Consider the following 26,482-nt stretch of genomic DNA (forward strand, 5'->3'; position numbering starts at 1 on the left):
ACCGTGTGAAAACCCGTATCGAAAAAGACAGCATGGGCGAGTTACAAGTGCCGGCGGACGCCTTGTACGCCGCGCAAACCCAGCGCGCCGTCAACAACTTCCCCGTCAGCGGGGAGCGCCTTCCCAAGGCTTTCATTCGCGCCCTGTTGCTGGCGAAATCCGCCGCGGCGCGCGCTAACGTCAAATTGGAGCTGATTCCCGCCAAAATGGGCGACGCTATCTGCGAAGCGGCGCAGCAGCTGCTGTCCACCGACGACATGATGACTCACTTCCCGGTGGATGTGTTCCAGACCGGTTCCGGCACCAGCACCAACATGAACGCCAACGAAGTATTGGCGAGCCTCGCCAGCCGCATTCTGGACGAGAAAGTCAGCCCTAACGACCACATCAATTACGGGCAAAGCAGTAACGACATCATCCCCAGCAGCATCCACATCAGCGCCGCGCTGGAGCTGGACAAGCTGTTGCTGCCGGCGCTGCGCCACCTGTTAAAAACCATTCAGGACAAAGCCGCGCAAACCGACGGCTACATCAAAACCGGCCGCACCCACCTGATGGACGCCATGCCGGTGCGTCTGAGCCAGAGTCTGCTGGGCTGGGGCGCACAAATTGAGCAGAGCATCGCTGCACTGGAAGCGACACAACCGGCGCTGCACACCCTGGCTCAAGGCGGCACGGCGGTGGGCACCGGCATCAACGCGCATCCGGGTTTCGCCGCGGAATTCAATCGCCAGCTCAGTGAGATGACAGGCCTTAGCTTCAAACCCGCCGCCAATTTCTTCTCCCATATTGGCTCGCAGGACATCGCCGTCTCTCTGTCCGGTCAATTGAAGACCGTCGCCGTCGCCATCATGAAAATCGCCAATGACTTGCGCTGGATGAATTCAGGTCCGCTGGCGGGTTTGGGCGAAATTGAACTGGAGGCGCTGCAACCCGGCTCGTCCATCATGCCCGGCAAGGTCAACCCGGTCATACCTGAGGCGGCGGCCATGGCGGCGGCGCAGGTTATCGGCAACGACACCGCGATTACTATCGGCGGCCAGTCCGGTAATTTTGAACTGAACGTTATGCTGCCGCTGATCGCCCGCAACCTGCTACAGAGTATTGAACTGCTGTCCAACGTCAGCCAGTTACTGGCGGACAAGGCCATTGCCACCTTCAAAGTCAATGAAGCCAAATTGCAGGAAGCGCTGTCCCGCAACCCCATACTGGTCACGGCGCTGAATCCGATCATCGGTTACCTGAAAGCGGCGGAAATCGCCAAACAGGCGTACAAAGAAGGACGCCCGGTCATCGATGTGGCGGAGGAGCAAACCGATCTGTCCCGACAGGAACTGGAGAAGTTACTGGACCCCGCCAAACTGACCCACGGCGGCCTGTAAGCGTCGCCTTACCGCTTGAGAAAAGTCTCGTGGCGCCTGAGCGTCACGACTTTTCCACGATCGCCGTAAGGGCGTCCTGTTCGCCTTCGGACTCTTCGTGCGCAGGTTCACACAAAACGTCGCTATCTGCGCTCTCCTCTTGGGTAAAACGATTAAGTGAGCAAACTTCGGAAAGAAAGCTCATCAGTGCGTTAGCGACATTTTCCTCTACCAAAGAGTAAGTGACATAAAGTCCTTTTTTTTCTTCCTGCACCAGCCCGGACGCCAATAATATGGAAAGATGTTTGGAGATAGCCGGCTTGGAGATATCGAATCGGTCGGCGATTTCTCCCGCGGTCAGCGGCGACTTGGAGAGGTACGCCAGAATTCTTCTACGGGGGGTGGAGGACAGAGCCTTAAACACATTATCCGTACTCATAATAGTCCCTACTACGCTTATCAGTTCTAATTGTTTTTAACGACAAGGTTCATATAGAACCATCCCGGGGGGTAAATCAATGGTTAACGCACGCCCCCGCACTTCCTTCTTACAGACCATCGTTAGGCCTTCAAGTTCCACAGGGGTGAAAAACCTGGGGTTTTTCCCAGATGACCTGCGCCGAGAATATGCTGTAATCATCGCCCTGTTTAATCATCCAGACGCCGCTGCCCTCCTCATCGGCGTCGCCCTGCCGCAAGGAGAAGAACTTGAACATGTCATCGACCGCTTATCGCAATATCGCCATCGCCGTCCTGGTTTTACTGGTTTACTTTTCCTGGGGAGACAGCGATGAAGAAGAGGCTCTTCCGTTTCAAGAATCCGGCTCCCAGGCAGGACCGGTTAACAATGCGGAGCTTCCGATGTATGAACTGCCTGACGCGTACGAAGCCCTGATATGTGAGTCGACGTCAGGCATAGTCGCTTCCAATTATCGGGTGGATTATAAAATTCTACTGCTGATGGAGGACGGCTCCGCGTATGAGTCCCTGGGGGTACCGCCGGAAGATTTCGATGTGGAAACATCGCGGGAAGAACAGCCTGCGCGCTGGGGAATCTGGGAAAGCGATGACGACGGTTACCGGGTGAAAATTCCTGATGACGAAAAAGAGTGGCGCACTTTCTCAAAGTCGGACCGTCTGGTTCCCGCCCGCGAAGGCGAACGCCTGCACCGACGCCTCTACCACATGGTCGCTTACGGCATGGCGGGGATCAGTATGAGCAGCACGGTCAACACCCGTCGCTGGACTTTCCGGGGCGACGGACGCTTCACCAAAGGCCGCTCCAGCCTCGCCGGTAGCGGCGGCGCTTATTCCGCGATGACAGAAACCTCCGTTTATGCGCAATCGAGCAGCGACGCATCAGGAGATCAGTCATTGGCGGCGGGATCAGGCTCCGGCGTTTTCACCCACTCCCAAAAGAAAGGCGGAGACGGTTCCAAAAACCGTGGAGAATATGAACTTTCCGGATATACCCTGACGCTGAACTTCGATAATGGCGAGCAGGAGCGAAAATTATTTGGCTTCTGCTATAACGATCGCACCAGTCCCTTTTTGGAGGGCGGCGTGTTTTGGATGGATGAGTCGGACCTGGAGGAAGACCTTCCCCGGAACTTTGAGTTGGTGATGAACATCAACGAGGATCGCTTCTATGAACCGAAGAATCTGGAAGAGGATGAAGTGCTTCGTTTGGCGTTCAGCGACAGCCTGAGACGCAACAAAGATTCTTTTACGCAGCAATTTGAGGACTATGTACGCGCCGATCTGACTTCTCTGGGAGAAGACCTGGACGATGAAGAATGGAAACTGGACAAGCGAGTCGCCATTTTCACCGCCCTGGTTGAGGACGCAGACCCCATGCCCTTATATGTGTCCTATCTGGCCGTTCAAGAGGGTGAGAAGTATTGGAAATATCTGCGCATTCTGACGTCAGACGATGAGGTTCTTTCCCGTTACAACGATAAGCTCACTCCCGTAATGAAGCGCTTTTTTACCGGGAAATAAAGAGTATCCCAGATTGTGAGCACACACTAACTAACCCTGGGTATTTGACGCCCAGACTGTATATCACCGAAGGAAGTCCGCTTAAGTCGCGCCGCCGCCACCCGCAACGGCCTGCTGAGCCAGCCTGTCGATGAGCCAGGCGGCGGCAGGTCCTGGCGGGTTTTCCGTCAAGTAGATGACATCAAACGGATAAGTGACGGAGGCTGCGTCCGGCATATCCAAACGCACTAACCGCCCATTCGCCAGGTCTTCCCTCACCATCGGTTCCGGCATGTTTCCCCAGCCTATCCCTTCTTTCAGCAACATATGCTTAGAGCCCAGATCCGCCAGCCTCCAGGTATGGGCGCTGATCACCGCAAATTCCTGATTGCGGGTCAGGGAAGAGCGATCAGACAAGACTAACTGAGTATGCTCTCTGCCCGCGCCAGGGGCATTGCGCCCCGCCGTCGCCAGAAGGTGTGAAGGCGCGGCGACAGGAATCAGGGCGACAGATCCCACGCTGATTCTTTCCACCCTGTCCAACACCGGATTGAGCGGTCCACTGACGCCTATGGAAGCTTCGCCGTTTAGCACCAGCTGTGTAACGCCACCCAGAGCTTCAACCCGCAGATTCAGAGATACGGTAGGAAACTGCTCGCGGAACGCCTTCAGCGCATCCACCACTCTGCTGGAGGGCAACATCACGTCCACCGCCAGACGCACCTCCGCCTCCAGGCCTTGCAGTAACCCTTTCACCTTGGAGCGCAAGCTGTTGACGCCGTTATGCACCAGCCGCGCTTCCGACAGAACCAGGCGTCCTGCGTCAGTCAACTGAGGTTTTCGCGTGGTATGACGATCAAATAACTGCACGCCCAGCTGGGATTCCAGATTGGCGATGGAGTAGCTGACCACTGAGGTCGCTCGATGCAGTTTACGCGCAGCGCCAGCGAAACTGCCCACTTCCACCACGGCCAAAAACACTTTCAGTTGATCCAGGGTCGGTGCGCCAGGGTTTGATAACATGCCTAATTTCTCGAATAAAATGACTGAAATTATCCCAGTTTTGCGAAAAGAGTAGTCGCAATATAGTGGTTCCATCAAGCAACGACACTCATTACTGGAGCAAGCCAACATGACTCAACTGACCCACAATGCGAATTCAGCTCATTCCATTAACGGCGCTTTCGATATCGCCTCCGTCTCCGCCCTCGTTGGCAGAGTGCTTATAAGCATCATCTTTGTTCTTTCAGGCATCGCCAAGATCAGCGCGCCGGCGGGAACCATCGCTTATATCGAGTCCGCCGGTTTGCCATTCGCCACCTTGGGCTTCGCCGCCGCAGTGTTGGTGGAGCTGGCTGGAGGGATAGCCTTGATCGCCGGTTACCGCACCCGCGCTACTGCGCTCATACTGGCGGGTTTCACTGTCGCAGCCGCCCTGGCTTTTCATAATCAGCTTGGCGATCAGAACCAGTTCATTCATTTCTTCAAGAACATCGCCATGGCCGGAGGATTATTGCAAATCGCGGCATTCGGGGCCGGGCGCTTCAGTCTGGATGGAAGAAACCGCTAATCGCTTTCGCTATTGACGGGCCGTCGCAGCAACAGGACGGCCTCAGCGGCTTCAAAGATCCATCCTCAAGACCCCGTGTTATAGACCTCCTGTCGGCGACTTGTCTCATCCGGCGTTAAGGCATTGAGGTTGTGGGAAATGTTCTTTAAGGTGTAATAAGGCTGCGTCAGGGACAGTACCGAGCCTCTCAGCGCCATGCCGGACGTCGTCAGTGACGTTCAAGCGGATGGGCAGGAAGGAGAGAGGCGCGGAGACGCGAAAGTAACGCTTCCGCACAAGGAGGGATTCATGGACCGGCTGTCGGGCGTACTGCGCGTCCTCGTTTGCTGCCTCTTACTCATTACATTAACTTCGCCCAGCGTGGCGCAGACTCCCGCCAATGTTTTAGTGGTCGGCCAGATCGCCGAGCCCAAATCTCTGGATCCTCACGCCGTCACAGCTCTCAATGACTTTCGCATACTGATCAATCTCTATGACGGGCTGGTGCGCTTCAAGGATGGAACCTTGGAGGTGGAGCCGGCGTTGGCGGAGTCCTGGACGATCAGCGACGATGGCAAGACTTACACCTTCAACCTGCGCAAAGGCGTGCAATTTCATGACGGCTCGCCTCTCACCGCAGAGGCGATAAAGTTCAATTTCGAGCGCATGCTTGACGAAAAACATCCTTATCATGACACCGGCCCTTTTCCATTGGCGTTTTTCTTCAGTCCGATAGAGAAGGTGGAAGCGATTGACGACCTCCACGTTCGATTTGAATTAAAAGAGCCTTACGCCCCGTTTCTTTCCAACCTGGCCTATCCAACCGGTCTGATAATCTCACCCGAATCAGTGAAAAAGTACGGTAAGGATTATGGTCGTCATCCGGCGGGAACCGGCCCGTTCCACTTTGCCGAGTGGGTCAGCAACGCCAAGGTCGTTATTGTCCGCAACGACAAATACTGGGGCGGCGCACCGCCTCTGGAAGCAGTGGTGTTCCGCCCCATTACCGACGCCAACACGCGTATGGCGGAAATGCTCTCAGGCGGCGTAGACCTCATGGTGGAAACCCCGCCGGATAATCTGACCGTATTCGAGAAAGATTCTGGATTCCAGGTTTATCAGCAGGCGGGACCGCACTTATGGTTTCTCATTCTCAACAACAAAAAAGGTCCCTTGGCGGATCGCCGCATGCGTCAGGCGATCAACTACGCGATTGATAAGAAAGCGTTGGTGGAAAACGTGTTGCAAGGCACCGCAGAAGTCGCCAAAGGACCCATCCCGCCCGCTTTCGCCTGGGCGTATAACCCAAACCTGGACGCTTACGCATATGACCCCGACAAGGCGCGCGAACTAATCAAAGCGGCGGGACACGAAGTCGCTCAGCTTACTTTCTACGTGACGGAAGGGGGTTCAGGGATGCTGGAGCCCGTCGCCATGGGCGCGGCGATTCAGGCGGACCTCGCCAAAGTGGGTCTTCAGGTAAAGATAGAGACTTATGAGTGGAATACCTTTCTCAGCAAAGTGAATCCCGGATTACCGGAAGGCGTCGATATGGCGGAAATGGCCTGGATGACCAACGACCCCGATACCTTGCCTTATCTCGCATTACGCAGCGACGCCTGGCCGGATAAGGGCGGCTTCAACTCCGGTTACTACGCCAACCCCAAAGTGGATGATCTGCTTGAACGAGCGCGTCGCGCTACAGACCAAAACCAGAGAGCCGCACTCTACAAAGAAATGCAGGTCATCGTACAAGAAGACGCCCCCTGGGCTTTTATCGCCAACTGGAAACAAAACGCCGTCAGTCAGTCACGCGTTAAAAACTTCAGGTTACAGCCTTCATTTTTTCTGGATTTAAGAGAGGTGAAAAAGCCATGAGATTTATCATGATTCTATAACCGGCATATCTTTAAAAACTCATATCGGTCACATCTTCATAGAAAAAATGGCATTTCTGTGATGACGTTCGTAATCGTTACGTTTTAGAGAAATAAACAAAATAAAAACATTAAGTTATAAACTTTATTTTAAATTATGAAAAATTCCGCCAGTTATATTTTAAGTTATTTTAATAGCGAAAATATTTAACGCCAGATTAAATCGGCAAGATTTTACCTTGAAGAGAATTTTCAGTTATTAACCCCATAAAATATGTTCAAAAAACGAGCAAGAAAAGCACTTTTTGCCGTTATGAAAATGAAGAAATAACGACCTGAAGCCAAGTTATCTCACCTCAAATCAGGACTTCAAAAGGACCCTTTCAATGAGCAATGGAAAAGAGGCCTCTCCAAACCCCATTTTTGACCAAAATTCCCCTTCAAACTCTCCGAGCACTCACAAGATTTCTTGCAAGGAAAAATGCAGGAGGAAACAGGATTTTTTGTCACATTCCGTCTTCCATTTTCTCATCGTCAAAGAACAACTCTAACCCCCATGTGGAGCTATATCGCCAAACGTCTCCTTTTCGTCATTCCTGTCCTGTTCGGAATGACCGCGATCGTCTTCTTGATCATGGCCATGATTCCGGGAGATCCCGCAACCGCAATTCTCGGCGCCTATGCAACGCCTGAAAATATCGCACGAATTAACCGTCAGTTAGGGTTAAATCATAGCCTATTTGAACAATATTTAATCTGGTTAGGACACATTCTGCAAGGAGATTTAGGCCGATCTTACAGCTTGAATCGCCCCGTTCTGGATGAGGTATTAGAGCGCTTCAGCGCCACATTGACGCTCGCCGGGGCCTCCTTTCTGCTGTGCTCTCTGTTCGGACTACTGGCGGGAATCGTCTCTGCAGCGCGCCAGTTCAGCTGGACTGACAGAGTGATCACATTGCTGGTTTTGATTGGAATTTCAACGCCGTCATTCTGGCTGGGACTGCTGCTGATACTGGTTTTCGCCGTCGAGTTGCAATGGCTGCCGGCCAGCGGTATGTACGCGATATACGGCGGTGGCGATATTCAGGACCTGCTCTCCCATCTCGCGTTACCGGCCATTACGCTGGCGGTCATCGCAACCGGCGTTATCGCCCGTCTAACCCGAGGCGCCATGTTGGAGGTACTGCGGCAGGATTACATTCGCACGGCTCGCGCCAAAGGGCTAAGTGAGCGCCGCGTGATCTATCGCCACGCTTTTAAGGCCGCGCTGGTCGCCATTATCCCTGTATTGGGCATTCAGGCTGGCTTCGTGCTTGGCGGCGCAGTCTATATCGAAACCGTATTCCAATGGCCCGGAATAGGTCGCATGTTGGTGCAGGCGATCGCCACCCGGGACATTCTGCTCGCGCAAGGGGGAGTATTGGTAGTCGCCACCTCATACGTCCTTTTTAATCTGGCTGCGGATGTTGCTCAGCATCGACTCGACCCAAGACTGACCTCATGACTCGCTCATCTCGCCCCAGCGCCTGGAAACTATTCCGGCATAACCACATTGCCTTTTTTGGTCTCTGCCTGTTTTTGCTAGTAACGGTCATCGCTCTAGCGGCGCCCATACTTCCGTTATCAGCGCCGAACGACACTGCCCCGGCGGAGCGTTTACTGCGTCCATTAAGCGAAGGCCGTTTATTGGGAACGGATCATCTGGGAAGAGATCTCCTCTCTCGTTTGATATGGGGAGCCCGCGTTAGCATCTCTGTGGGTTTATCCGCCACGCTGATCGCTTCCGTCATCGGCTCTGCATTGGGTTTGATCGCGGGTTTCGCAGGCGGACGAACGGATAATGTGTTGATGCGCGGCGTCGATATGCTGATGGCTTTCCCCTATATTTTACTGGCGCTGGCGATCGTCGCAGCATTAGGGCCGGGGTTATCAAACGCTCTCTACGCCATCGCCCTGGTGAATATTCCATTCTTCGCCCGCAATATCCGCGGCGTAACGTTGAGCCTGACAAGACGGGATTTTGTCGACGCCGCCAGGCTTTCCGGCAAAGGTCCTCTGCGCATTCTGCTTACGGAAATACTGCCTAATGTAGCTCCCATCATCGTCATCACCATGTCGACAACCCTGGGCTGGATGATATTGGAAACCGCAGGGCTCAGTTTTCTCGGTTTGGGCGCGCAACCGCCGCAAGCGGATCTGGGCGCCATGCTGGGGGAGGGACGCAAATTGCTGTTTACAGCGCCGCATGTGTCCGTGATTCCCGGGCTGATGATCTTCGCGCTGGTCATGAGCGTCAATTTGATTGGCGATGGCGTCAGAGATGTGCTCGATCCCAAATTAAAGTCAGGCTCTTTGACACGCCCCTCCGCCATGACGGAAGTGCAGAACGCCAACGCTCAAAGCTCCCCTGACATCAGTGCGGCGCAGGTCGCCCTGGCGGTGCGAAATTTACAGACCGAGTTTCTGGTTGGGACAGACATTTACAAGGCGGTAGGCGGCGTCAGCTTCGAACTGGGTAAGGGGGAATGCCTGGGTTTGGTAGGCGAATCCGGCTCCGGTAAATCCGTTACGGCGATGTCTCTGCTCAGATTGGCGCCTACGCCCCCAGGACGCATCGTAAGCGGCCAGATCTGGCGGAGTGGGGAAGATCTACTCTCTTTCCCACTGCATCGCATACAGGCGCTCAGAGGCGGGGAAATCGCTTACATATTCCAAGACCCTCTCTCCAGTCTTCACCCGCTTTTTAGTGTCGGCGCCCAGGTCGCAGAGGCGATTCAAGCGCACCAACCTTATTCTCATAGGGAGGCGTGGCGGGCCGCTGTGAGCCTGCTGGAACAAGTGCGCCTTCCCAACGCCGCGTCAATAGCGCACAGCTATCCCCATGAGCTTTCTGGAGGCATGCGACAACGGGTTTGCATCGCCATGGCTCTCGCCAATCATCCACAGATCATCGTGGCGGACGAACCCACTACCGCTCTGGACGTCACGGTTCAGGCTCAGGTGTTGAAATTGATGAACCAGCAGCGCAAACAAAATGAGGCGGCGGCGCTTTTGTTCATCACCCACGACTTTGGCGTCGTTTCCGAAATCTGTGACCGTGTGGCGGTCATGTACGCTGGACGCATAGTGGAAGTCGGCGCCGCTGGGGAAGTATTGAACAAGCCCGCCCATCCCTATACTCGCCTGCTCATCGATTGCGTCCCGATTCCTTGTCGAAACCAGGATCGCCTGCCCGCTATTCCCGGCTCTCCTCCCGCGGTTAATAACCTGCCTGCAGGATGCGCGTTCGCGGATAGGTGCCCTTTTGCGGAAGGCGACTGTCGGAACGGCGATATCCGCTTACGACCACTGGGCGAAAATCGTTTCGCCCGCTGTATCAAACCGCTATGGAAAACCGATTCATGAGCTCGACTCTTCTGACCGCCAGTAATCTCACTCGTCACTATGGCGGCGGGCGCGGTTGGCTCGGTCGACGCAAGCCGCTGATACAGGCAGTGCGGGGCGTGGACCTGTGTATTCAACCCGGCGCCACCCTGGGCATTGTAGGTGAGTCCGGTTGTGGCAAATCTACCCTCGCGCGCATGCTGGTAGGCCTTGATCAACCCAGCGCAGGCCATTTTCTGCTAGACGGGAAATCATGGCCTGATCAGAGCCGTAGCGAACGAAAGCGTCTGCATAGCCAGACCCAATATGTCTTTCAGGATTCTCTTAGCGCTCTCAACCCCCGTAAGACGATCAGAGCGATTTTAGAGGCGCCGATGGATCATCTTCTGGGGATGGAGAGAAACGCTCGCTACAGGCGTCTACAGGAGCTTATGGAGGCCGTTGGATTAAGGCCGGAGCTACTGGAGCGTTATCCACATGAATTGTCCGGCGGTCAGGCGCAACGGATCGGCATAGCACGGGCGTTGGCGGCGCGACCACAGATCCTGGTTCTGGATGAACCGGTTTCCGCGCTGGATGTCTCCATCCAGGCTCAGGTGCTGAATCTGCTGCAGGATCTCCAGCAACGCTATCGCCTCGCTTACGTATTTATCAGCCATGACCTGGCCGTCGTGGAAGCAGTCAGCGACGTCGTCGCAGTCATGTATTTCGGGCGCATCGTAGAACAGGCGCCCGCCGGTGAACTGTTCAGGTCTCCGAAACACCCTTACACCCGTTTGCTGCTCGATTCTATCCCGCTTCCCGGTAAGAAAGGTTTGCGAGGCGAGAGCGAAACCATAGAGCTCCCCGATCCCGCCGCACCACCCCAGGGATGCCCATTCGCTCCCCGGTGCGTCAACGCGCGAGACAAATGTCGCCATGAGCAACCCAGACTTCGTCCTATGGAAGGAGAGGAGCGCATAGCCGCGTGTCATTTTCCTTTGGTATTTTGATTACGAAAACGCTGTCGTCTATGGGGATATTTGATAATAAAGGCCCAGGGCTTTGGAGCGACGTCAGTAACGAACAAACGATCTATCAATGGAATATAGTTTTCGACAACCTCTCCGCCGGCCTTTTTCACGAGATCAGTTTCGATGCGAAAATGCTGAACAATCTTGTGGGACGCAATGGCGCTGTTTATGGCGGCCAGTTGTTCTTATCAAACTCTCAGAATGTGGAAGTAAGAGGTAACATTATTGAAGAGCATCCGGATAGAGAAGGCGGAAGCGTCGCATTGAGTTGGACTGACTGAGGGGTAGGCAAGCGATTCGATACACGCCTGGTCGACGAATGAGGAGAGCTGCTATCTCGTATCGAATCCCTGGGACAATTCCAACACAGTCTCCGCGGGAAGCAATTTCCTGGAGCTGTCAGATGATGACCTCTCTTACCAAAGGCGAAGACCCTCACGATAGTTGGTAGCAAAACCCAGTTAATCCTCATGTGCAAAGCGGCTCGATGAAGCCGCTTTTTATTACCCAGCTTTGTGTCAAATAATGAGTAATTTCGGCATTAGGTAAGCAAACTCGTTACAGCATCTATACGTCTGGTCAGAGAGCTCTATAATGTCGCTCCCGCGTTGCTTCACCCCTGTTTAACCTTTTCTGAATATAAGGAGTGAAGATGAGAATTAACGTAATTGGGACCAGTGGCAGTGGGAAGTCCACCTTCAGTAAAAGGCTGTCAGAAAAGCTCGACATTCCTTATATAGAAATGGACGCCCTATATTGGGGGCCCGACTGGCGAAACCATCCAGATGAGATCTTCAGCGCCCGGGTTGCGCACGCGCTGCAGCAGGAAGACTGGATATTGGACGGTAATTACAACAGCAGAACGAAGCTAAAGTGGGAGAGGGCTCAGATAGTCGTCTGGATAGACTACTCTTTCCCACGCACACTCTTTCAGGCAATCAGAAGAGCATTAACCCGCATCATCACAAAAAGGGAACTTTGGGCGGGCACAGGCAATAAAGAATCTCTACGCAAGCTGTTCAGCAGGGACTCCATCGTCCTCTGGACCATGACTACCTATAAGAAAAACCGCAAAAAGTACCTGTCGATAATGAGAGATCCGCGATACGCTCACATCCGCTTTATTCGGATTCGTTCTCCGAAAGAGATGGAGAGCTGCCTGCTTTCATGGGGCTCTTAACAAACGATGGAGAAAAAAAGGGCTGCGATTGCAGCCCTTTTTACTATTAGAGAGGGGGGATTAGTTACACGTCCAGATTCATAACAGACAGCGCGTTGGTCTGGATGAAATCACGACGAGGTTCAACATCATCGCCCATCAACGTATTAAAGATCTGATCCGCAGCGATCGCATCCTCGATAGTAACTTTCATCATACGACGTACGGCAGGGTCCATGGTGGTTTCCCACAGCTGCTCAGGGTTCATTTCACCCAGTCCTTTATAGCGCTGAATGTTCAAACCGCGCTGGGCTTCCTTCATCAACCAGACCAATGAGTCGTCAAAAGTCTCGATAGCCTGTGTCTTTTCACCCCGCTTCACATAAGCGCCGGCCTCAACCAGACCATCCAGTTTCTCGGACATATCGGCAATATTGGCGTAAGAGCTGGAGCCAAAGAAGTCCTGATTGAAGGTGTATTTATAGTCCACACCATGCTGAACCAACTCTACTTGAGGCAGGAACAGGCTTCTTTCCGCATCTTCCACAGCGCTGATAACGTAGTTATTGCCAGTGCTGTTGTCATAGCCCAGCTTCTCGTTCAGCAAGGCGACCCAGCCTTCAACGGCGGCTTTATCTTTGAGTTGCTCCTGAGTCAATCGAGGCACGTAAAGAAGCTGATTCAGCACGCCTTTGGGGTAGGCTCTGGACATACGATCAATGACGCCTGTCGCCATACGGTAGTCTGTCACCAGCGTCTCCAGCGCAGTCCCGATAATGGGCGGCGCCTCTGGATTTACGAACAACTGCGTGTTCTCAAGCGCGCTCTGAGTCAGGTACTGCTGTAGCGCTTTCTCATCTTTTACGTATTGCTCCTGCTTGCCTCTTTTCACCTTGTACAAAGGAGGCATCGCAATATAAACGTGGCCGTTCTCGATGATTTCGCGCATTTGTCTGAAGAAGAAGGTCAGCAGCAAGGTACGAATGTGCGAGCCGTCCACATCCGCATCCGTCATGATGATGATGCTGTGATAGCGCAGCTTGTTCACATCAAACTCTTCACGACCAATACCACAGCCCAGGGCTGTAATCAGGGTGCCTACTTCAGCGGAAGACAGCATCTTGTCAAAGCGGGCCTTTTCCACGTTCAGGATCTTACCTTTCAACGGCAGAATAGCCTGGGTCTTACGATCACGCCCCTGCTTGGCGGAACCACCCGCCGAGTCACCCTCCACTATGTACAGTTCAGACAGAGCAGGATCTTTCTCTTGGCAGTCAGCCAGTTTACCTGGCAATCCGGCGATATCGAGCGCGCCTTTACGACGGGTCATTTCACGGGCTTTTCTGGCAGCTTCCCTGGCGCGAGCCGCATCGATCATTTTGTTGACTACGTTCTTCGCGTCTTGGGGATTTTCCGCCAGGAAGTCTGCAAAGTGAGTATTCATTTCCTGCTCAACCGCAGTCTTAACTTCAGAGGAAACCAGCTTATCTTTGGTCTGAGAAGAGAACTTCGGATCAGGCACTTTAACAGAAATGATCGCAGTCAAACCTTCACGCGCGTCGTCGCCAGAGGTAGCCACTTTGGTCTTTTTCAGCATGCTCTCTTTTTCAATGTAGCTGTTAAGAGAGCGGGTGAGGGCGGCTCTAAAACCAGCCAAGTGAGTGCCGCCGTCACGCTGAGGAATGTTGTTGGTAAAGCAGAAAATATTTTCCTGGAAGGAGTCATTCCACTGCAGTGACACTTCTACAGTAATGCCGTCTTCTCTTTCTTTCAGGAAGTGGAACACTTTGTTAATCGGGTTTTTGGTCTGGTTGAGATACTCAACGAAGGCTCTTAGTCCACCTTCATATTCGAAGGTTTCTGTTTTTGCAGAGCGCTCATCGTGCAACGTGATCTTAACGCCAGAGTTCAAGAAGGCGAGTTCGCGCAGACGCTTAGCCAGAATATCGTAGTGGAATTCGATATTGTTAAACGTTTCTGCGGAAGGGAAAAAGTGAACTTCCGTACCTGAACGGTCAGTTTCGCCAACCACAGATAAAGGCGCTTGTGGTACGCCATGCTTATAAACTTGCTCATGTACTTTGTTGTCGCGGCGAATAGTCAGGCGCAGTTCTTTTGAAAGCGCGTTAACAACTGATACGCCCACACCGTGCAGACCGCCGGATACTTTATAGCTGTTGTCGTCGAATTTACCGCCAGCGTGCAGCATCGTCATGATAACTTCTGCGGCGGAAACGCCCATTTCTTCGTGGATATCGACAGGGATGCCACGGCCATCATCGCTAACCGTGATTGATTCATCGGCGTGAATCGTGATCTTCACTTCCTTACAGTGTCCGGCCAAGGCTTCGTCGATAGAGTTATCAACGACCTCGAACACCATGTGGTGAAGACCGGTGCCATCGTCAGTGTCGCCAATGTACATACCTGGACGCTTTCTTACCGCATCCAGGCCTTTTAACACTTTGATGCTTGAGGAATCATAATTTCCCGATGAGGACATATATCTCTCCTAACCGTCACACGCTAATTGTGGACTTTGGTGACAGCACCCTGTTCCACGTGAAACATTTGCGTGTCGTATTCTTGATTAAAATGGCCGAACAAATATTCTGACTGCTGTTTATCCAGGACCGTCACAAACACCTGGGCCCCTTTCTCCAACATTCTCGTTAACAGTGTTACCTGATTTCCGGTATCCAGCTCCGCTCCAACATCATCAATCAGCACAATGGGCCTTTGATTTGTCCGCCGCCGTAATATTTCCAATTGTGATAAGTACAGGTGGGTTATCAAGGTTTTTTGCTGACCTCTTGATAACACTTCCTTCGCGTGAACCCCACCGACCTTTACCTTAATATCCGCCCGGTGTGGGCCTAAAGTCGTGAATCCCTTTTTTACGTCGCTTTCGACTGACGAAGCCAGTTGCTCCATGTGAATGACATCATTCTGATACCAGCCATTGCTAAGCGTAATCGTCAGCTTGTCGCCAATATCCCTGGTTTGCTCACTGGACTCTTTCAGAGATTCGATGAGGATTTCCTTCAATTCAGCGAAGTAGGCGTCTCTATAACGGCTTATCTCGTCTGAATACGCTACGTATTGGTTGTCCCATGCACTTAACTCAGAACGGCTAATATTACCACTTTTCAGCAATTTATTCCTTTGCAATAGCAATTTGCGCCAGTTCTGCCAGACCACTTTGAATTGGTGTTCCACGTGAAACACTCCCCAGTCGACAAAGCGCCTTCTTTCCCCTGGGCCTCCATTAATAAACCCAAAGGTATCAGGAGTAACAATCAAGATAGGGAGGGCCGCCGCCAGCTCAGACAAGGTTCTGGCGCTCTCGCCGTTGATTCTGACTCTGGTTAGTTTGCCTGTCTTTTGACGGCTGACGCCAATGCGGAATGATTTGCCGGCGTCTTCATTGACGGCTTCGCCAAAACAGACCATTTCATCAGATAGATGTGAAACAGCGTAATCCAGTTCCTTAGTACGAAATGACGCCCCCCGTCCCAGCAGGTAAACGCCTTCCAAAAGACTACTTTTTCCACTTCCGTTATTCCCGTGAAATAACAGTAATCTCGCAGAGGTATCCAACTTCAGGCTGGAAATATTACGCAAGTTGGTGAATGCAATACGACTAAGACCCATTCCAACAATCCAACGTCAGGATACGTGGGTCAATTTAGTCAATAGAGGCTGTAAGCCCATCAGGAACATCTCTACCGATACCGCGATCAACAGCATCCCCATAAGACGCTCTATGGCGATGATGCCTCGCTTGCGGAGTACTCTATATAAAAAGGTGGAACTCATCAGCGTGACGGCGGTGACGGACCAAGCCAACAATACCACGATAGACCAATCCATCATTCTTTCCGGTTCCCGGGTGGAAATCAGAATCAAGGTCGCCAAGGCTGAGGGACCCGCCACAAAGGGGATCGCCAACGGCACGATAAAAGGCTCGCCATCAGGGAGGTCTTCAAGCCACTCCCGCTTAGCGGGGAAGATCATACGCAATGCAATGATAAATAATACGATAGCGCCAGCGATGCCTACGGACTCTTTGCTTAGGCTGAATATCTTGAGCAAGTACTGTCCACAGAACAAGAACACCAGCAGAATCGCCAAAGCGATCAGCAGTTCTCTGAACAATACTTTCTTTCTTCTCTTGACGTCCACCCGCTCAAGAATACTCAAGAACAAAGGAATATTTCCCAATGGGTCCATGACCACGATTAACAACGTCAACGCGGATACGATATCCATCAACTTCCCCTTAAACAAAAAAACCTAACACAACAATGTGCTAGGTTCTTTAACTACGCAAGTGAACCGCCGTTATTGGATCAGACTGAGCCTTTCATCCATAAACATATCCAGCTCTGGGGCCAGCACATGTACATAACGGTCGAAATACAAAAACTGTTTTAGCAGCAACGCAAACTCCCTGGGAAAGTGCAAACCGTGCTGCTCACCGATTTTCACTAGATCCATCAAAATATTATTAACTTCATCATCGCCAGTTTGCTGGTCGTAATATATCGGCGGCATATCAGGCGTCATCGCATCCATTTTTTTGTAGACGTCTACGATATCCGCCGCGAGGTCATCCACGCTTAATTGAGTCTTGGTGATGCCGATTCGCGACATAGCGTCAGCCATACCGTGGAAATTGCCCATCATTATCGCCGTGATAAAGTCAGACACCGCCTGCCAGGTTCCAGCGCCAATACGCCCCACGATGCCAAAGTCAATGAACCCGATGCGACCATCTTCCAACACCATCAGGTTGCCGGCGTGAACATCAGCATGAAAAAAATCGCACTGCGTTAAACTCGCGAACCAGGTATTCATCGCCGTAATCAACGTCTTCTCTGGATCCGGGCAATATTTGCGAATCGTTTCCAGATCTGTCAAAGGCACGCCATAGAAGCGCTCCATGGTTAACACCCGCATGGTGCTGGCCTGCTCATATACAGTGGGCACAACCGCTTGGTCGTTGCCGCTATTCACCAGGAACTCTCTAAACTCTTTGAGATTGGCCGCCTCCTGATAGAAATCACACTCTTCCATCATGGTTCGCTGTATCTCTTCCACAATGCCAGATAGTGACGTCCAGGACAGCTTTGGCGCTAAATACTCGACTACACGCGCCGCTACATACAGAAAATTCAGATCAGTCAGCAGAACATTGCGAACGCCTGGCTTCTGAACCTTGATAACCACATCCTCGCCTGTCACCAAACGCGCCGCGTGAACCTGCGCGATGGATGCGGAAGCCAACGGCTTGGTGTCGATATGCGAATATATCGACTGCAATGGCCGCTTGAATTCTTCCTTCAGGATTCTCTCGATTTGCGAGTAGGGCAGAGGTTTGGTTTTATCCAAACACAGCTGAAACTCTTCAACATAATCTGCAGGGAAAAACGTTGGCGAACTGGCGATAAATTGCCCCAGCTTGATATAAGTGGCGCCCAGTTCTTCAAAAGTCTGTCGCAAAAGCTTCGGCGCAGGCGCGCGATTTCCCTTCAACCAGCCAAGGCCAACCTTGGATATGACTGCCGCCGTTTGACCAATCCTGGCGGCTCCCTTTACTGCGTTAACAATTTTTCCCATAAGCTTTTCCACTCTCGCTGAGATTCAAACTCTGTCTGCATTCAGGGGCGATACATCCTTGCCAAGCGTCAGGCGACGCGCCGTAACCTTTCGAACTCGAACAGATTCACGGCGCTATCAGTTTAACTGACTATAGCCTCATAGGCATGACGACATACACGGCGTCTCTGGTATCGACGCCTTCCACCAAAGCGCTGCTATTCGCATTGGAAAGCGTCACTTTGACCTGTTCATCGTCCAGTGCATTAAGCACGTCAATCAGGTAACCCACGTTGAAGCCAATTTGCAGTGCTTCATGCGGGTATACGACTTCCAGACTATCCTCCGCCTCTTCCTGATCTGGATTATTCGCAAATACTTTTAACAGTCCATCTTCAAACTGCAGGCGTACGCCACGGATGCTTTCATGTGACAAGATACTTGCGCGCGACAAAACGCCTTTCAACAGGACCCTGTCCGCGATCATCACCTTATCCCCGGATCTTGGAATAACCCTTTGATAATCAGGGAATTTTCCGTCAATTAACTTAGACGTAAAAGTAAAATGCCCTACGCTGGCCCGCACATGATTATCGCCAAACACCAGGGTACAGGACTCATCTGTATCGCTGAGAAGGCGACCCAACTCCAAAATCCCCTTACGCGGTACGATAGGCTGGCGCTTTTCACTAACGCCAGTTTGAAGGGACACATTGGCGAGGGCGAGGCGATGGCCGTCTGTTGCGACAGCGCGCAGACCCTGCTCATCCAACTCCATCAACATGCCATTCAAATAATAACGAACATCCTGCTGGGCCATTGCAAAGGCCGTTGCATCAATCAAGCGCTTAAGCTCTCTTTGCGGCAACATAACTTTAACGCTTTCAGGTTCTTCCTCCACATTGGGGAAGTGTTCCGCAGGCAATGTAGACAATATGAAATGACTGCTGCCATAACGAACGTTCAAACGTCCGTCTTTCAGTTCAATACCGATAGCGGCTCCTTCAGGAAGGGCGCGACAGATATCTGTAAATTTCTTGGCGGGAACGGTGATTCTGGATTCATGCTCAATGTTTACGTCGCTAATTTCCGCAACCAGCTCCACTTCCATATTTGTGCCGGTGATAACCAGCTTTCCGTCTCTGGCGTCAAGCAATACGTTGGCGAGCACAGGCATGGTCTGGCGTTTTTCAACCACCCCAGAAATCATTTGCAATGACGTGACAAGCGCCTCTCTGGTTATAGTGAGCTTCATGTAATATCCCGTTTCTATAAACTCTTAAATCACTGAAAATGTTGCTATTTTAAACTAAATCTTTGGGTCGCCATCAAGCTGACGGCGCATATTTTCGCCTAACTAGCTGGTTAACATGCGCATAAAATTCTGATAATCGTCACGCAGAGTGGGATCGTTTTGCTGAAGTTCTATCATGACCTTACAGGCGTGCAATACCGTGGTGTGGTCCCGTCCCCCAAACGCTTCGCCAATTTCCGGCAGACTGTGGTTAGTCAGCTCCTTAGCCAACGCCATGGCCATCTGCCTTGGACGGGTAATTGAGCGGGTGCGACGCTTTGACAAAATATCCGCAACGCGAATTTTGTAATATTCCGCCACCGTTCTCTGGATATTATCGATGCTGACCTGCTTCTCGTGCAGCGCCAGCAGATCCTTCAAACATTCGCGAATAAACGCCGGCGTGATTTCCTGTCCAGTGAAGTGGGCATTTGCAATCACCAGCTTTAACGCACCTTCCAGTTCTCGAACGTTAGAGCGAATTTTTTGCGCAATAAAGAAAGCGGACTCACTGCTTAAATGGACGTTGGCCTGCTCCGCCTTCTTCATCAAAATCGCTACACGGGTTTCCAATTCAGGCGGCTCAACCATCACCGTCAGTCCCCAACCGAAGCGGGATTTCAGGCGCTCTTCCATGTGGTCAATCTCTTTTGGATAACGGTCGCAAGTCAGAATCATCTGCTGACCGCCTTCCAACAAAGCATTAAATGTATGGAAAAACTCTTCCTGAGATCTCTCTTTGCGTGCGAAGAACTGAATATCATCAATCAGCAGCGCATCGACGGACCGATAGAGGCGCTTGAACTCGTTGAAAGCATTCAGCTGCAACGCTTTCACCATATCTGCAACAAATCTTTCGGAGTGCAGATAAAGAATCTTCGCATTGGGATTTTTCTTGAAAATGGCATTACCTACCGCCTGCATCAAGTGCGTTTTCCCTAAACCTACCCCACCATATAAAAACAGGGGGTTATAGGCGCTACCCGGATTATCCGCCACTTGCATCGCGGCCGCCCGCGCTAATTGGTTCGATTTACCTTCAACAAAGGTTTCGAAGGTAAACGTAGGATTCAGGTAACTCTCGTGTTTGATAGCCCCTTCCACCGTGACGTTTCTTTCTCCGGACGGAGCGACATCGGCGATAACAGGCTTGGAAGGAGCCGTAACCCTTGCTGCGCCAGTTCCCGTATCTTTACTTGCCGGCATCCCTTTGTTACTGCCGGCAATGCTGCCAATCTTCAAAGAAATACGCGGAGCCTTTTGAGACGTCAGTTCACTGAGAATTTCATTGATCCTGCCAATGTACTTCTCGTTAACCCAGTCCAGTACAAACCGGTTTGGCGCGAACAAAAGCAGCTCTTCCTCAGAACCTTTCGCCTGCAAAGGGCGTAACCAAGTGTTGAACTGTTGTGCTGGCAACTCGTCCTCTAAATAGCCCAGACATTGATGCCACAGCTCAGACGTCACTTCCAAACCTCCAGAATTCGTACATGCTCGCTCTTTTTTGCGCAAATTAAAGACGGCGGCTTTCTATATATGGAAAACCGAATTTTGATGTTTTTCAGAGAAAACAAAACCCTGTGGCCAAAACCCACATCAGGCGGCTAATAAAGACGCTTTTTCTTCGTCGCTCCCCACAAATAAGCAACGAAATCAGACTGAACCTAAACAGGTAGGGGAAAATTCTAGCTGGAATGACTTTCCTTTACCACCTCGAAAATAAATCTTATTAGAACCCCTGTGGATTATTTTTGTTTTTAATTTCATTAATTTACTGAGTTACTAACAAGCTTGTTAACATTTTTATCTGTAAAAAAATTTTTAGAACCTTTGCTCATATCCAAAACCCTTGTGATTCCCTGTGGATAACTTGTTGTGGTCCTGGAGACAACTTTAGCCTGTGGAAAACTCTTCGTTTCCTCCCCAGGTTCTCATCAGTTTTTCAAAGGTTAATCCCTAGCTTGCCAAGCTCTTTTACATTCTATAAACAAATGATACATAAAACTTTTCCACACTTATCCACAGAAAAATGGCTGACTAATCATAAGTCTTCATAACCATCCTTTCTTAAAAACCTAAGATTTAATAACAGGTGAGTGAGCGCTTTTTTGATTTCAAAAATCCATTCACGCTGCTTGAACTTTGATCTAAAGCTTTTCCACATGAATTAACAGGCCCAACTCCAAGCAAAAAGTTACTCACACTGATCCACAGACCTTGTTTCAACTCTTGCTAAAAAGACCGTGTTGAAAATTTCCGCAACTCCCATTTGCTATTTTCCTCCAAATTCCCTACAATTCCGCTCCCTGTTTTCTAGAACGAATTTCAACCAGTTATTTGCTAAAGAGTCGGATATGAAACGCACATTCCAACCTAGCGTCCTTAAGCGTAAACGCACTCACGGTTTCCGTGCCCGCATGGCTACCGCAAACGGCCGTAAAGTTCTGGCCAGCCGTCGCGCTAAAGGTCGTAAGCGTATTTCAGCTTAATTGTCGTCTGTTGTTTAAAAGCAATCTATAGATGGCTGGTTACGAATTCCCCCGATCACTTCGACTTTTGAAGCCGGGGGATTTCCGTAACGTATTTAATGATGCTCGCTTTAAAGCAGGCCATCCTGGTTTGCTGCTCCTTGCTATCCCTAACCAACTACCTCATCCTCGAGTAGGGCTTGTCATCGCCAAAAAAAATATCAAGTTGGCGACGGGAAGAAACAGAGTTAGAAGGCTTATCCGGGAAGCCTTTCGTCTTCAGCAAGCAAATATTCCAAACGTCGATATTGTCGTTCTGGCCCGCAAAGCTGTTGCAGACATGAATAATGAAGAAGTTTTTCAATGTCTAACCAAATTGTACTCACGAATTGGTCAGCAACATGCCAATGCCCTCACTAAAGCAGACTCTTCCTCAGCTACCTAAATACCTACTTTTAGGTTTGATAAAGGCGTACAAATACGCGATCAGTCCAATGTTAGGACAGCACTGCCGTTTTTATCCAAGTTGCTCAAGTTATGGATATGAAGCAATTTCCAAGTATGGATTCCTGCGAGGGAGTTATCTTACCGTCCGTCGTCTGCTAAGATGCCACCCTTGGTCAACAGGGGGTATTGATCCAGTGCCAGAAAGCCTGTCTCACAAACGCTGCCCTCATTCATCATCCGAATAAAAGTTTGAATAGTTTATGGACTTTTTAAGAACCTCTCTCATAGTCGGTTTATTGGTTGTTTCCTACCTGTTGGTATTGGAATGGAATGAGGAGATGATCCCCCAGCAGCAACCTGTCTCACAAACCGCTTCTGTCTCAATAGACAGCAGCAATTCAGATTCAAGCGTTACAAACAGCGCGAGCTCTGGTGAACTGGATACGCCAGAATCGGCTTCAGCGCCTGTTGCGACTACCGACGACACTGGATCAGTTTCCGCTTCCTCAACAGGTAAGATCATCACCGTCACCACTGACGTTCTTCGTGTCAGAATTGACTTGAGCGGTGGAAATATTGTTGAAGCGTCCCTACTTGAGTATCCCATTTCATTAAAGAATCCGACCCCTTTAGATCTGATGCAGAAAAACAACGGAGTCTACTACGTTGCAGAAAGCGGTCTGATTGGTTCCAATGGATTTGATGCATCAAAAAATGGCGCTAGCCCAGTTTATACGACGGACAAAGACGCTTATTTCCTGCAAGACGGACAAAACAAGTTAGGTATAGATCTAAAAACAGAACGTAATGGCGTTACTGTGATCAAACACTATGAGTTTGAAAAGTCCAGTTATTCCATTAACGTCGCTTTTCAGATCAATAATCAATCAAATGCCCCATGGAAAGCCAACTTCTCAGCCAAGTTGGTTCGAGATAAGTCAGCGGATCCTTCCTCTTCTGGCGGATTCGGAGCATCTTCATATCTAGGAGCAGTTGTCTCAACGCCAGAAAAGCCCTATGAGAAGGTTAACTTCAAGGACATGGACGAGAGCAGCGCCGACGGCGCTAAAGTAGACTCTCCAAATGGATGGATTGCGTTTATTCAGCATTATTTTGTTAGCGCATGGGTGCCTCTAACTAGCGATACTCACACCTATCAGACTCGAGTGAATAACGGCTTATACCTGATGGGGTTCGTTGATCCTGGATTTACTGTCGAGCCAGGGCAAACACACACCGTTGGCGCCAAGCTGTATGCTGGACCCAAGATCATGGAAACACTTAAAGAAGTGGCTCCAAATCTGGATTTGACTGTCGATTTTGGCTGGTTATGGCTGATCGCCAAGCCTCTGTATCTGGTGCTGGAGTTTATCCACGATTTCGTCGGTAACTGGGGTATTTCCATTATCCTGTTGACTGTACTGATTAAAGCTTTGTTCTTCCATTTGTCCGCCACCAGCTATCGTTCCATGGCGAACATGCGCAGAGTGACCCCCGAAATGCAGCGAATTCGGGAACAGCATGGTGATGATCGTCAGCGTATGTCTCAGGCGATGATGGAACTGTACAAGAAGGAAAAAATAAATCCTTTGGGCGGATGTTTGCCCATGATTGTGCAGATGCCCGTGTTTATATCTCTGTATTGGGTATTGTTGGAAAGCGTTCAGTTACGTCAGGCGCCGTTCTTCTTCTGGATTCAGGATTTGTCCATTAAAGACCCTTATTTTGTATTGCCTCTGCTGATGGGCGCTGCGATGTTCCTGCAGACATCTTTGAACCCAACGCCTCCAGATCCTATTCAAGCGCGTGTGATGAAGATGATGCCGATTATCTTTACGGTCTTTTTCCTCTGGTTCCCCGCAGGTCTGGTACTGTACTGGTTGGTCAACAATATTCTTTCTATCGCTCAACAGTGGTACATCACCAAGAAGATCGAAAACGAGGCGCTGGCTGCGAAAAAATAGCCTTCTGGATAGGTTTGTCAGTCAGTGGTAGCCTGAGCTACTTTTAAACAAAAGCCCGTTTTAACAACGGGCTTTTTTATGGTGAAGCGAGAATTTTCATGTACGCTGAGAATGACACGATAGTCGCAATCGCAACCCCTCCAGGGAAAGGCGGCGTTGGCGTTGTCAGAGTTTCTGGCCCTAAAGCAAGAGCGCTGGCGAGTCTGGTTCTTGGTTATAACCCTAAGCCCAGACACGCGCATTACAGTCCTTTTTTTACTGAAGAAGGGGAAATTCTCGATAGCGGTATTGTGCTACTTTTTACAGCCCCCAATAGCTTTACTGGTGAAGATGTTATTGAATTCCAAGGTCACGGCGGGCCTGTCGTTCTTGATTTGCTGGTAAAACGTCTAGTTGCAGCTGGCGCCAGACTCGCGCGTCCTGGTGAGTTCTCTGAAAGAGCATTCATGAACGATAAGCTTGATCTGGTGCAGGCGGAAGCTATTGCAGATTTGATCGAGGCAACATCAGAACAAGCCGCTCATAGTGCAATGAGATCTCTGCAAGGCCAGTTTTCCAAAGAAATTGAAAAGCTGATCGAGAGTCTTATTCAACTACGTATCTATGTTGAAGCAGCGATTGATTTTCCCGAGGAAGAAATAGACTTTCTCTCTGACGGCAAGGTATTAAACGATCTGGATACTCTCCTCAGTCAGACGCAATCTGTCTTCGCCAGCGCCAAGCAAGGCGCTTTGATGCGTGAAGGGATGACAGTCGTGATTGCTGGTCGCCCCAATGCCGGTAAGTCCAGTTTGCTGAATGCGCTGGCGGGAAGAGAAAGCGCCATCGTGACAGAAATTGAAGGTACTACTCGGGATGTACTGAGAGAGCATATCCATATCGATGGCATGCCTCTGCACATTGTAGATACGGCAGGATTGCGGGATAGCGACGACGTCGTAGAGAAAATCGGCATCGAACGCGCCTGGAAAGAAATTGATCAGGCTGATCGTATTCTGTTTCTGGTGGATGCAACGCAGACCAAAGAAATGTCTCCCGAGCGGATTTGGCCAGAATTCTATGCACGTATAGAACACCACGACCATATCACAGTAGTTCGCAATAAAATCGATTTGAGCGAAGAGCAACAAGGCATTGACCTGTCGCTGTCCCACCCTGTCATCCGCCTGTCGGCCAAAGCCGGGCTTGGTATTGACCAGCTGCGCGAACATTTAAAAGCCTGCGTAGGTTTTGAAAGTCATGCGGAAGGAGGATTTATGGCGAGACGTCGTCATTTGGAAGCCCTTACCCATGCAGAAAAACACATTAAGCTCGCCAAGAGTCAGCTGCTGAATGCGAACGCCGGGGAATTAGTGGCGGAGGATCTGAGGGTTGCGCAGAATGCGTTATCGGAAATTACCGGAGCCTTTACCTCCGATGATTTACTGGGGCGTATCTTCTCGTCGTTTTGCATCGGCAAGTAAGCCTATTCTAAAAAGGCTCAGTCACCTTCTTCAGCTACTTCATGGGAAGCCCTTAGCTGGTCAGTCAAATAACTTAACTCCTCTGGCGACAGAAAAATGAATGACTTTAGTCTGTGGGTGGTTGAGTCGGCACACACTAACCCTACCGATTTTTACGTAAGGGTAGATGGATCTGACATCTACATTGCTTACTGGATAGTTTGTTCATCCTCGGAAGGTAGAGCACAGCAATTGGCTTCGCAGGTTTCAGAGGAATTGCTGCTGGGAAATACAGAGACTATCGCAATATACCCATACAGACCGGGCGACTTGGTTAAAGACGATAATGTGACGGCGAGAATGGGGAAAATATCAACAAAGTTTAGCGCGCAAGAAGATATCCAATTAGCCGCCTGGATTACTTCGGAAGGAGGGCTATGGTAGACAGATGTTGATAGCGCAAAATAGAACTCCCTATGCTCGCTAATGTTTTAAATACTATGTGCTTGGCTCTTTGTTACGGGAAGTAGATTCTATGACGCCAATTTGGTTGACCTACGCAGCCTTGGCCGCCGCTATTTTGTTGGAAGTGATTGGCACCACTTTTCTGCAAAAGTCGGAACAGTTCAGTAAATTGACGCCAACGATACTCATGGCGTTGTGCTATTTGGGCGCCTTTTACTTTCTGTCTTATAGCCTCAAAACAATTCCTGTCGGCCTGGCGTATGCTATCTGGAGCGGTCTTGGCATTGTACTGATTTCGGCCATTGGCTATTTCCTGTTTCGACAGACGTTGGATCTTCCAGCGATGATCGGCTTAGGCTTTATCATCACAGGAGTTATTATCGTCAACGTATTTTCTAACTCCATTAAGCACTGACCTGCTGCAACGCTCTACGCCCCTATCTACTAAACTGACTATTCAGGTTCACACGTTTCTTTT

The 26,482-nt window shown here is 50.6% G+C and carries 24 protein-coding genes; 15 read left to right on the top strand and 9 right to left on the bottom strand.

Going from position 1 to position 26,482, the window contains the following annotated elements:
• Positions 1-32: 32 nt before the first annotated feature.
• Complete coding sequence (locus ONV78_RS01945; protein WP_279501756.1) at positions 33-1,382, top strand: class II fumarate hydratase; 1,350 nt, start codon at positions 33-35, stop codon at positions 1,380-1,382.
• Positions 1,383-1,425: 43 nt separating this feature from the next.
• Here ONV78_RS01945 and ONV78_RS01950 read toward each other — a convergent pair whose 3' ends face one another.
• Both ONV78_RS01950 and ONV78_RS01955 read right to left on the bottom strand, forming a co-directional pair.
• The gene (locus ONV78_RS01950; protein ID WP_279500648.1) at positions 1,426-1,800 is read right to left on the bottom strand and encodes a metalloregulator ArsR/SmtB family transcription factor; all 375 of its coding nucleotides are present in this window, start codon (positions 1,798-1,800) and stop codon (positions 1,426-1,428) included.
• A gap of 130 nt (positions 1,801-1,930) precedes the next feature.
• Positions 1,931-2,077, bottom strand: a complete 147-nt coding sequence (locus tag ONV78_RS01955) for a hypothetical protein (protein ID WP_279500650.1) — start codon at positions 2,075-2,077, stop codon at positions 1,931-1,933.
• Here ONV78_RS01955 and ONV78_RS01960 point away from each other — a divergent pair.
• Entirely contained in the window at positions 2,076-3,362 is a 1,287-nt protein-coding gene (locus tag ONV78_RS01960; protein ID WP_279500651.1) for a hypothetical protein, read from the top strand. The genes ONV78_RS01955 and ONV78_RS01960 overlap by 2 nt on opposite strands.
• 81 nt (positions 3,363-3,443) lie before the next feature.
• On the opposite strand, the gene ONV78_RS01965 is transcribed toward ONV78_RS01960, so the two are convergent.
• Complete coding sequence (locus ONV78_RS01965) at positions 3,444-4,364, bottom strand: LysR family transcriptional regulator (RefSeq protein WP_279500652.1); 921 nt, start codon at positions 4,362-4,364, stop codon at positions 3,444-3,446.
• A gap of 109 nt (positions 4,365-4,473) precedes the next feature.
• Here ONV78_RS01965 and ONV78_RS01970 point away from each other — a divergent pair, with 109 nt between their 5' ends.
• The 7 genes from ONV78_RS01970 (at position 4,474) to ONV78_RS02000 (ending at position 12,344) form a co-directional block, all read left to right on the top strand.
• Positions 4,474-4,911, top strand: a complete 438-nt coding sequence (locus tag ONV78_RS01970) for a DoxX family protein (RefSeq protein ID WP_279500654.1) — start codon at positions 4,474-4,476, stop codon at positions 4,909-4,911.
• 288 nt (positions 4,912-5,199) lie between these two features.
• The gene (locus ONV78_RS01975; RefSeq protein ID WP_279500656.1) at positions 5,200-6,768 is read left to right on the top strand and encodes an ABC transporter substrate-binding protein; all 1,569 of its coding nucleotides are present in this window, start codon (positions 5,200-5,202) and stop codon (positions 6,766-6,768) included.
• Between the two features lie 555 nt (positions 6,769-7,323).
• Positions 7,324-8,271 carry an ABC transporter permease gene (locus ONV78_RS01980; protein ID WP_279500657.1) on the top strand — a complete coding sequence of 316 codons (948 nt, stop codon included), beginning with the start codon at positions 7,324-7,326 and terminating at the stop codon, positions 8,269-8,271.
• On the top strand, positions 8,268-10,172 hold the full coding sequence (locus tag ONV78_RS01985) for a dipeptide/oligopeptide/nickel ABC transporter permease/ATP-binding protein (RefSeq protein WP_279500659.1): 1,905 nt from the start codon (positions 8,268-8,270) through the stop codon (positions 10,170-10,172). Before ONV78_RS01980 ends, ONV78_RS01985 begins: the two co-directional genes overlap by 4 nt.
• The gene (locus tag ONV78_RS01990) at positions 10,169-11,143 is read left to right on the top strand and encodes an oligopeptide/dipeptide ABC transporter ATP-binding protein (protein ID WP_279500661.1); all 975 of its coding nucleotides are present in this window, start codon (positions 10,169-10,171) and stop codon (positions 11,141-11,143) included. Before ONV78_RS01985 ends, ONV78_RS01990 begins: the two co-directional genes overlap by 4 nt.
• Positions 11,119-11,445: a hypothetical protein gene (locus ONV78_RS01995; protein ID WP_279500663.1), complete on the top strand. Its 327-nt coding sequence runs from the start codon at positions 11,119-11,121 to the stop codon at positions 11,443-11,445. The genes ONV78_RS01990 and ONV78_RS01995 overlap by 25 nt, the downstream gene beginning before the upstream one ends.
• A 371-nt stretch (positions 11,446-11,816) precedes the next feature.
• The gene (locus ONV78_RS02000; RefSeq protein ID WP_279500665.1) at positions 11,817-12,344 is read left to right on the top strand and encodes an adenylate kinase; all 528 of its coding nucleotides are present in this window, start codon (positions 11,817-11,819) and stop codon (positions 12,342-12,344) included.
• A gap of 64 nt (positions 12,345-12,408) precedes the next feature.
• On the opposite strand, the gene gyrB is transcribed toward ONV78_RS02000, so the two are convergent.
• The 6 genes from gyrB to dnaA form a co-directional block, all read right to left on the bottom strand.
• Positions 12,409-14,826, bottom strand: coding sequence for a DNA topoisomerase (ATP-hydrolyzing) subunit B (gene gyrB / locus ONV78_RS02005; RefSeq protein WP_279500666.1), 2,418 nt, complete (start codon positions 14,824-14,826; stop codon positions 12,409-12,411).
• Between the two features lie 23 nt (positions 14,827-14,849).
• Positions 14,850-15,977 (bottom strand): DNA replication/repair protein RecF, encoded by a 1,128-nt coding sequence (gene recF, locus ONV78_RS02010; RefSeq protein WP_216739825.1) that lies wholly within the window; start codon positions 15,975-15,977, stop codon positions 14,850-14,852.
• A 15-nt stretch (positions 15,978-15,992) separates the two neighbouring features.
• Complete coding sequence (locus tag ONV78_RS02015; RefSeq protein WP_347815405.1) at positions 15,993-16,595, bottom strand: MarC family protein; 603 nt, start codon at positions 16,593-16,595, stop codon at positions 15,993-15,995.
• A gap of 72 nt (positions 16,596-16,667) precedes the next feature.
• On the bottom strand, positions 16,668-17,945 hold the full coding sequence (locus tag ONV78_RS02020; RefSeq protein ID WP_279500671.1) for an AarF/ABC1/UbiB kinase family protein: 1,278 nt from the start codon (positions 17,943-17,945) through the stop codon (positions 16,668-16,670).
• Positions 17,946-18,075: 130 nt separating this feature from the next.
• Entirely contained in the window at positions 18,076-19,179 is a 1,104-nt protein-coding gene (dnaN, locus tag ONV78_RS02025; RefSeq protein WP_279500672.1) for a DNA polymerase III subunit beta, read from the bottom strand.
• Positions 19,180-19,281: 102 nt separating this feature from the next.
• Complete coding sequence (dnaA, locus tag ONV78_RS02030) at positions 19,282-20,685, bottom strand: chromosomal replication initiator protein DnaA (RefSeq protein ID WP_279501757.1); 1,404 nt, start codon at positions 20,683-20,685, stop codon at positions 19,282-19,284.
• Positions 20,686-21,572: 887 nt separating this feature from the next.
• Here dnaA and rpmH point away from each other — a divergent pair.
• The 6 genes from rpmH to ONV78_RS02060 all read left to right on the top strand — a co-directional run bounded on the left by rpmH (position 21,573) and on the right by ONV78_RS02060 (position 26,419).
• Positions 21,573-21,707 carry a 50S ribosomal protein L34 gene (rpmH, locus tag ONV78_RS02035; protein ID WP_083769858.1) on the top strand — a complete coding sequence of 45 codons (135 nt, stop codon included), beginning with the start codon at positions 21,573-21,575 and terminating at the stop codon, positions 21,705-21,707.
• A 31-nt stretch (positions 21,708-21,738) separates the two neighbouring features.
• A complete protein-coding gene (gene rnpA, locus ONV78_RS02040) occupies positions 21,739-22,131 on the top strand; it encodes a ribonuclease P protein component (RefSeq protein WP_279500675.1) in 393 nt (130 codons plus the stop codon).
• Positions 22,094-22,378, top strand: a complete 285-nt coding sequence (gene yidD / locus ONV78_RS02045; RefSeq protein ID WP_127974378.1) for a membrane protein insertion efficiency factor YidD — start codon at positions 22,094-22,096, stop codon at positions 22,376-22,378. Before rnpA ends, yidD begins: the two co-directional genes overlap by 38 nt.
• A gap of 15 nt (positions 22,379-22,393) precedes the next feature.
• Complete coding sequence (gene yidC / locus ONV78_RS02050) at positions 22,394-24,097, top strand: membrane protein insertase YidC (protein ID WP_279500677.1); 1,704 nt, start codon at positions 22,394-22,396, stop codon at positions 24,095-24,097.
• Between the two features lie 98 nt (positions 24,098-24,195).
• Positions 24,196-25,560, top strand: a complete 1,365-nt coding sequence (mnmE, locus tag ONV78_RS02055; RefSeq protein WP_279500679.1) for a tRNA uridine-5-carboxymethylaminomethyl(34) synthesis GTPase MnmE — start codon at positions 24,196-24,198, stop codon at positions 25,558-25,560.
• A 514-nt stretch (positions 25,561-26,074) separates the two neighbouring features.
• Positions 26,075-26,419, top strand: coding sequence for a multidrug efflux SMR transporter (locus tag ONV78_RS02060; protein WP_279500681.1), 345 nt, complete (start codon positions 26,075-26,077; stop codon positions 26,417-26,419).
• Positions 26,420-26,482 lie beyond the last annotated feature (63 nt).

This window comes from Hahella sp. CR1 (genome assembly GCF_029813005.1).
Lineage (GTDB): Bacteria > Pseudomonadota > Gammaproteobacteria > Pseudomonadales > Oleiphilaceae > Hahella.

Bases quoted from the DNA above. Each gene is read 5' to 3' on its own strand.
- rnpA (WP_279500675.1), top strand. From the start codon at position 21,739: ATGGCTGGTTACGAATTCCCCCGATCACTTCGACTTTTGAAGCCGGGG.
- ONV78_RS02000 (WP_279500665.1), top strand. From the start codon at position 11,817: ATGAGAATTAACGTAATTGGGACCAGTGGCAGTGGGAAGTCCACCTTC.
- ONV78_RS01970 (WP_279500654.1), top strand. From the start codon at position 4,474: ATGACTCAACTGACCCACAATGCGAATTCAGCTCATTCCATTAACGGC.
- ONV78_RS01980 (WP_279500657.1), top strand. From the start codon at position 7,324: ATGTGGAGCTATATCGCCAAACGTCTCCTTTTCGTCATTCCTGTCCTG.
- ONV78_RS02015 (WP_347815405.1), bottom strand. From the start codon at position 16,595: ATGGATATCGTATCCGCGTTGACGTTGTTAATCGTGGTCATGGACCCA.
- ONV78_RS01955 (WP_279500650.1), bottom strand. From the start codon at position 2,077: ATGTTCAAGTTCTTCTCCTTGCGGCAGGGCGACGCCGATGAGGAGGGC.
- ONV78_RS01950 (WP_279500648.1), bottom strand. From the start codon at position 1,800: ATGAGTACGGATAATGTGTTTAAGGCTCTGTCCTCCACCCCCCGTAGA.
- ONV78_RS01975 (WP_279500656.1), top strand. From the start codon at position 5,200: ATGGACCGGCTGTCGGGCGTACTGCGCGTCCTCGTTTGCTGCCTCTTA.
- ONV78_RS02060 (WP_279500681.1), top strand. From the start codon at position 26,075: ATGACGCCAATTTGGTTGACCTACGCAGCCTTGGCCGCCGCTATTTTG.
- ONV78_RS01990 (WP_279500661.1), top strand. From the start codon at position 10,169: ATGAGCTCGACTCTTCTGACCGCCAGTAATCTCACTCGTCACTATGGC.
- yidC (WP_279500677.1), top strand. From the start codon at position 22,394: ATGGACTTTTTAAGAACCTCTCTCATAGTCGGTTTATTGGTTGTTTCC.
- ONV78_RS01960 (WP_279500651.1), top strand. From the start codon at position 2,076: ATGTCATCGACCGCTTATCGCAATATCGCCATCGCCGTCCTGGTTTTA.
- gyrB (WP_279500666.1), bottom strand. From the start codon at position 14,826: ATGTCCTCATCGGGAAATTATGATTCCTCAAGCATCAAAGTGTTAAAA.
- mnmE (WP_279500679.1), top strand. From the start codon at position 24,196: ATGTACGCTGAGAATGACACGATAGTCGCAATCGCAACCCCTCCAGGG.
- ONV78_RS01965 (WP_279500652.1), bottom strand. From the start codon at position 4,364: ATGTTATCAAACCCTGGCGCACCGACCCTGGATCAACTGAAAGTGTTT.
- ONV78_RS01985 (WP_279500659.1), top strand. From the start codon at position 8,268: ATGACTCGCTCATCTCGCCCCAGCGCCTGGAAACTATTCCGGCATAAC.
- rpmH (WP_083769858.1), top strand. From the start codon at position 21,573: ATGAAACGCACATTCCAACCTAGCGTCCTTAAGCGTAAACGCACTCAC.
- ONV78_RS01945 (WP_279501756.1), top strand. From the start codon at position 33: ATGGGCGAGTTACAAGTGCCGGCGGACGCCTTGTACGCCGCGCAAACC.
- dnaN (WP_279500672.1), bottom strand. From the start codon at position 19,179: ATGAAGCTCACTATAACCAGAGAGGCGCTTGTCACGTCATTGCAAATG.
- ONV78_RS02020 (WP_279500671.1), bottom strand. From the start codon at position 17,945: ATGGGAAAAATTGTTAACGCAGTAAAGGGAGCCGCCAGGATTGGTCAA.
- recF (WP_216739825.1), bottom strand. From the start codon at position 15,977: ATGGGTCTTAGTCGTATTGCATTCACCAACTTGCGTAATATTTCCAGC.
- yidD (WP_127974378.1), top strand. From the start codon at position 22,094: ATGCCCTCACTAAAGCAGACTCTTCCTCAGCTACCTAAATACCTACTT.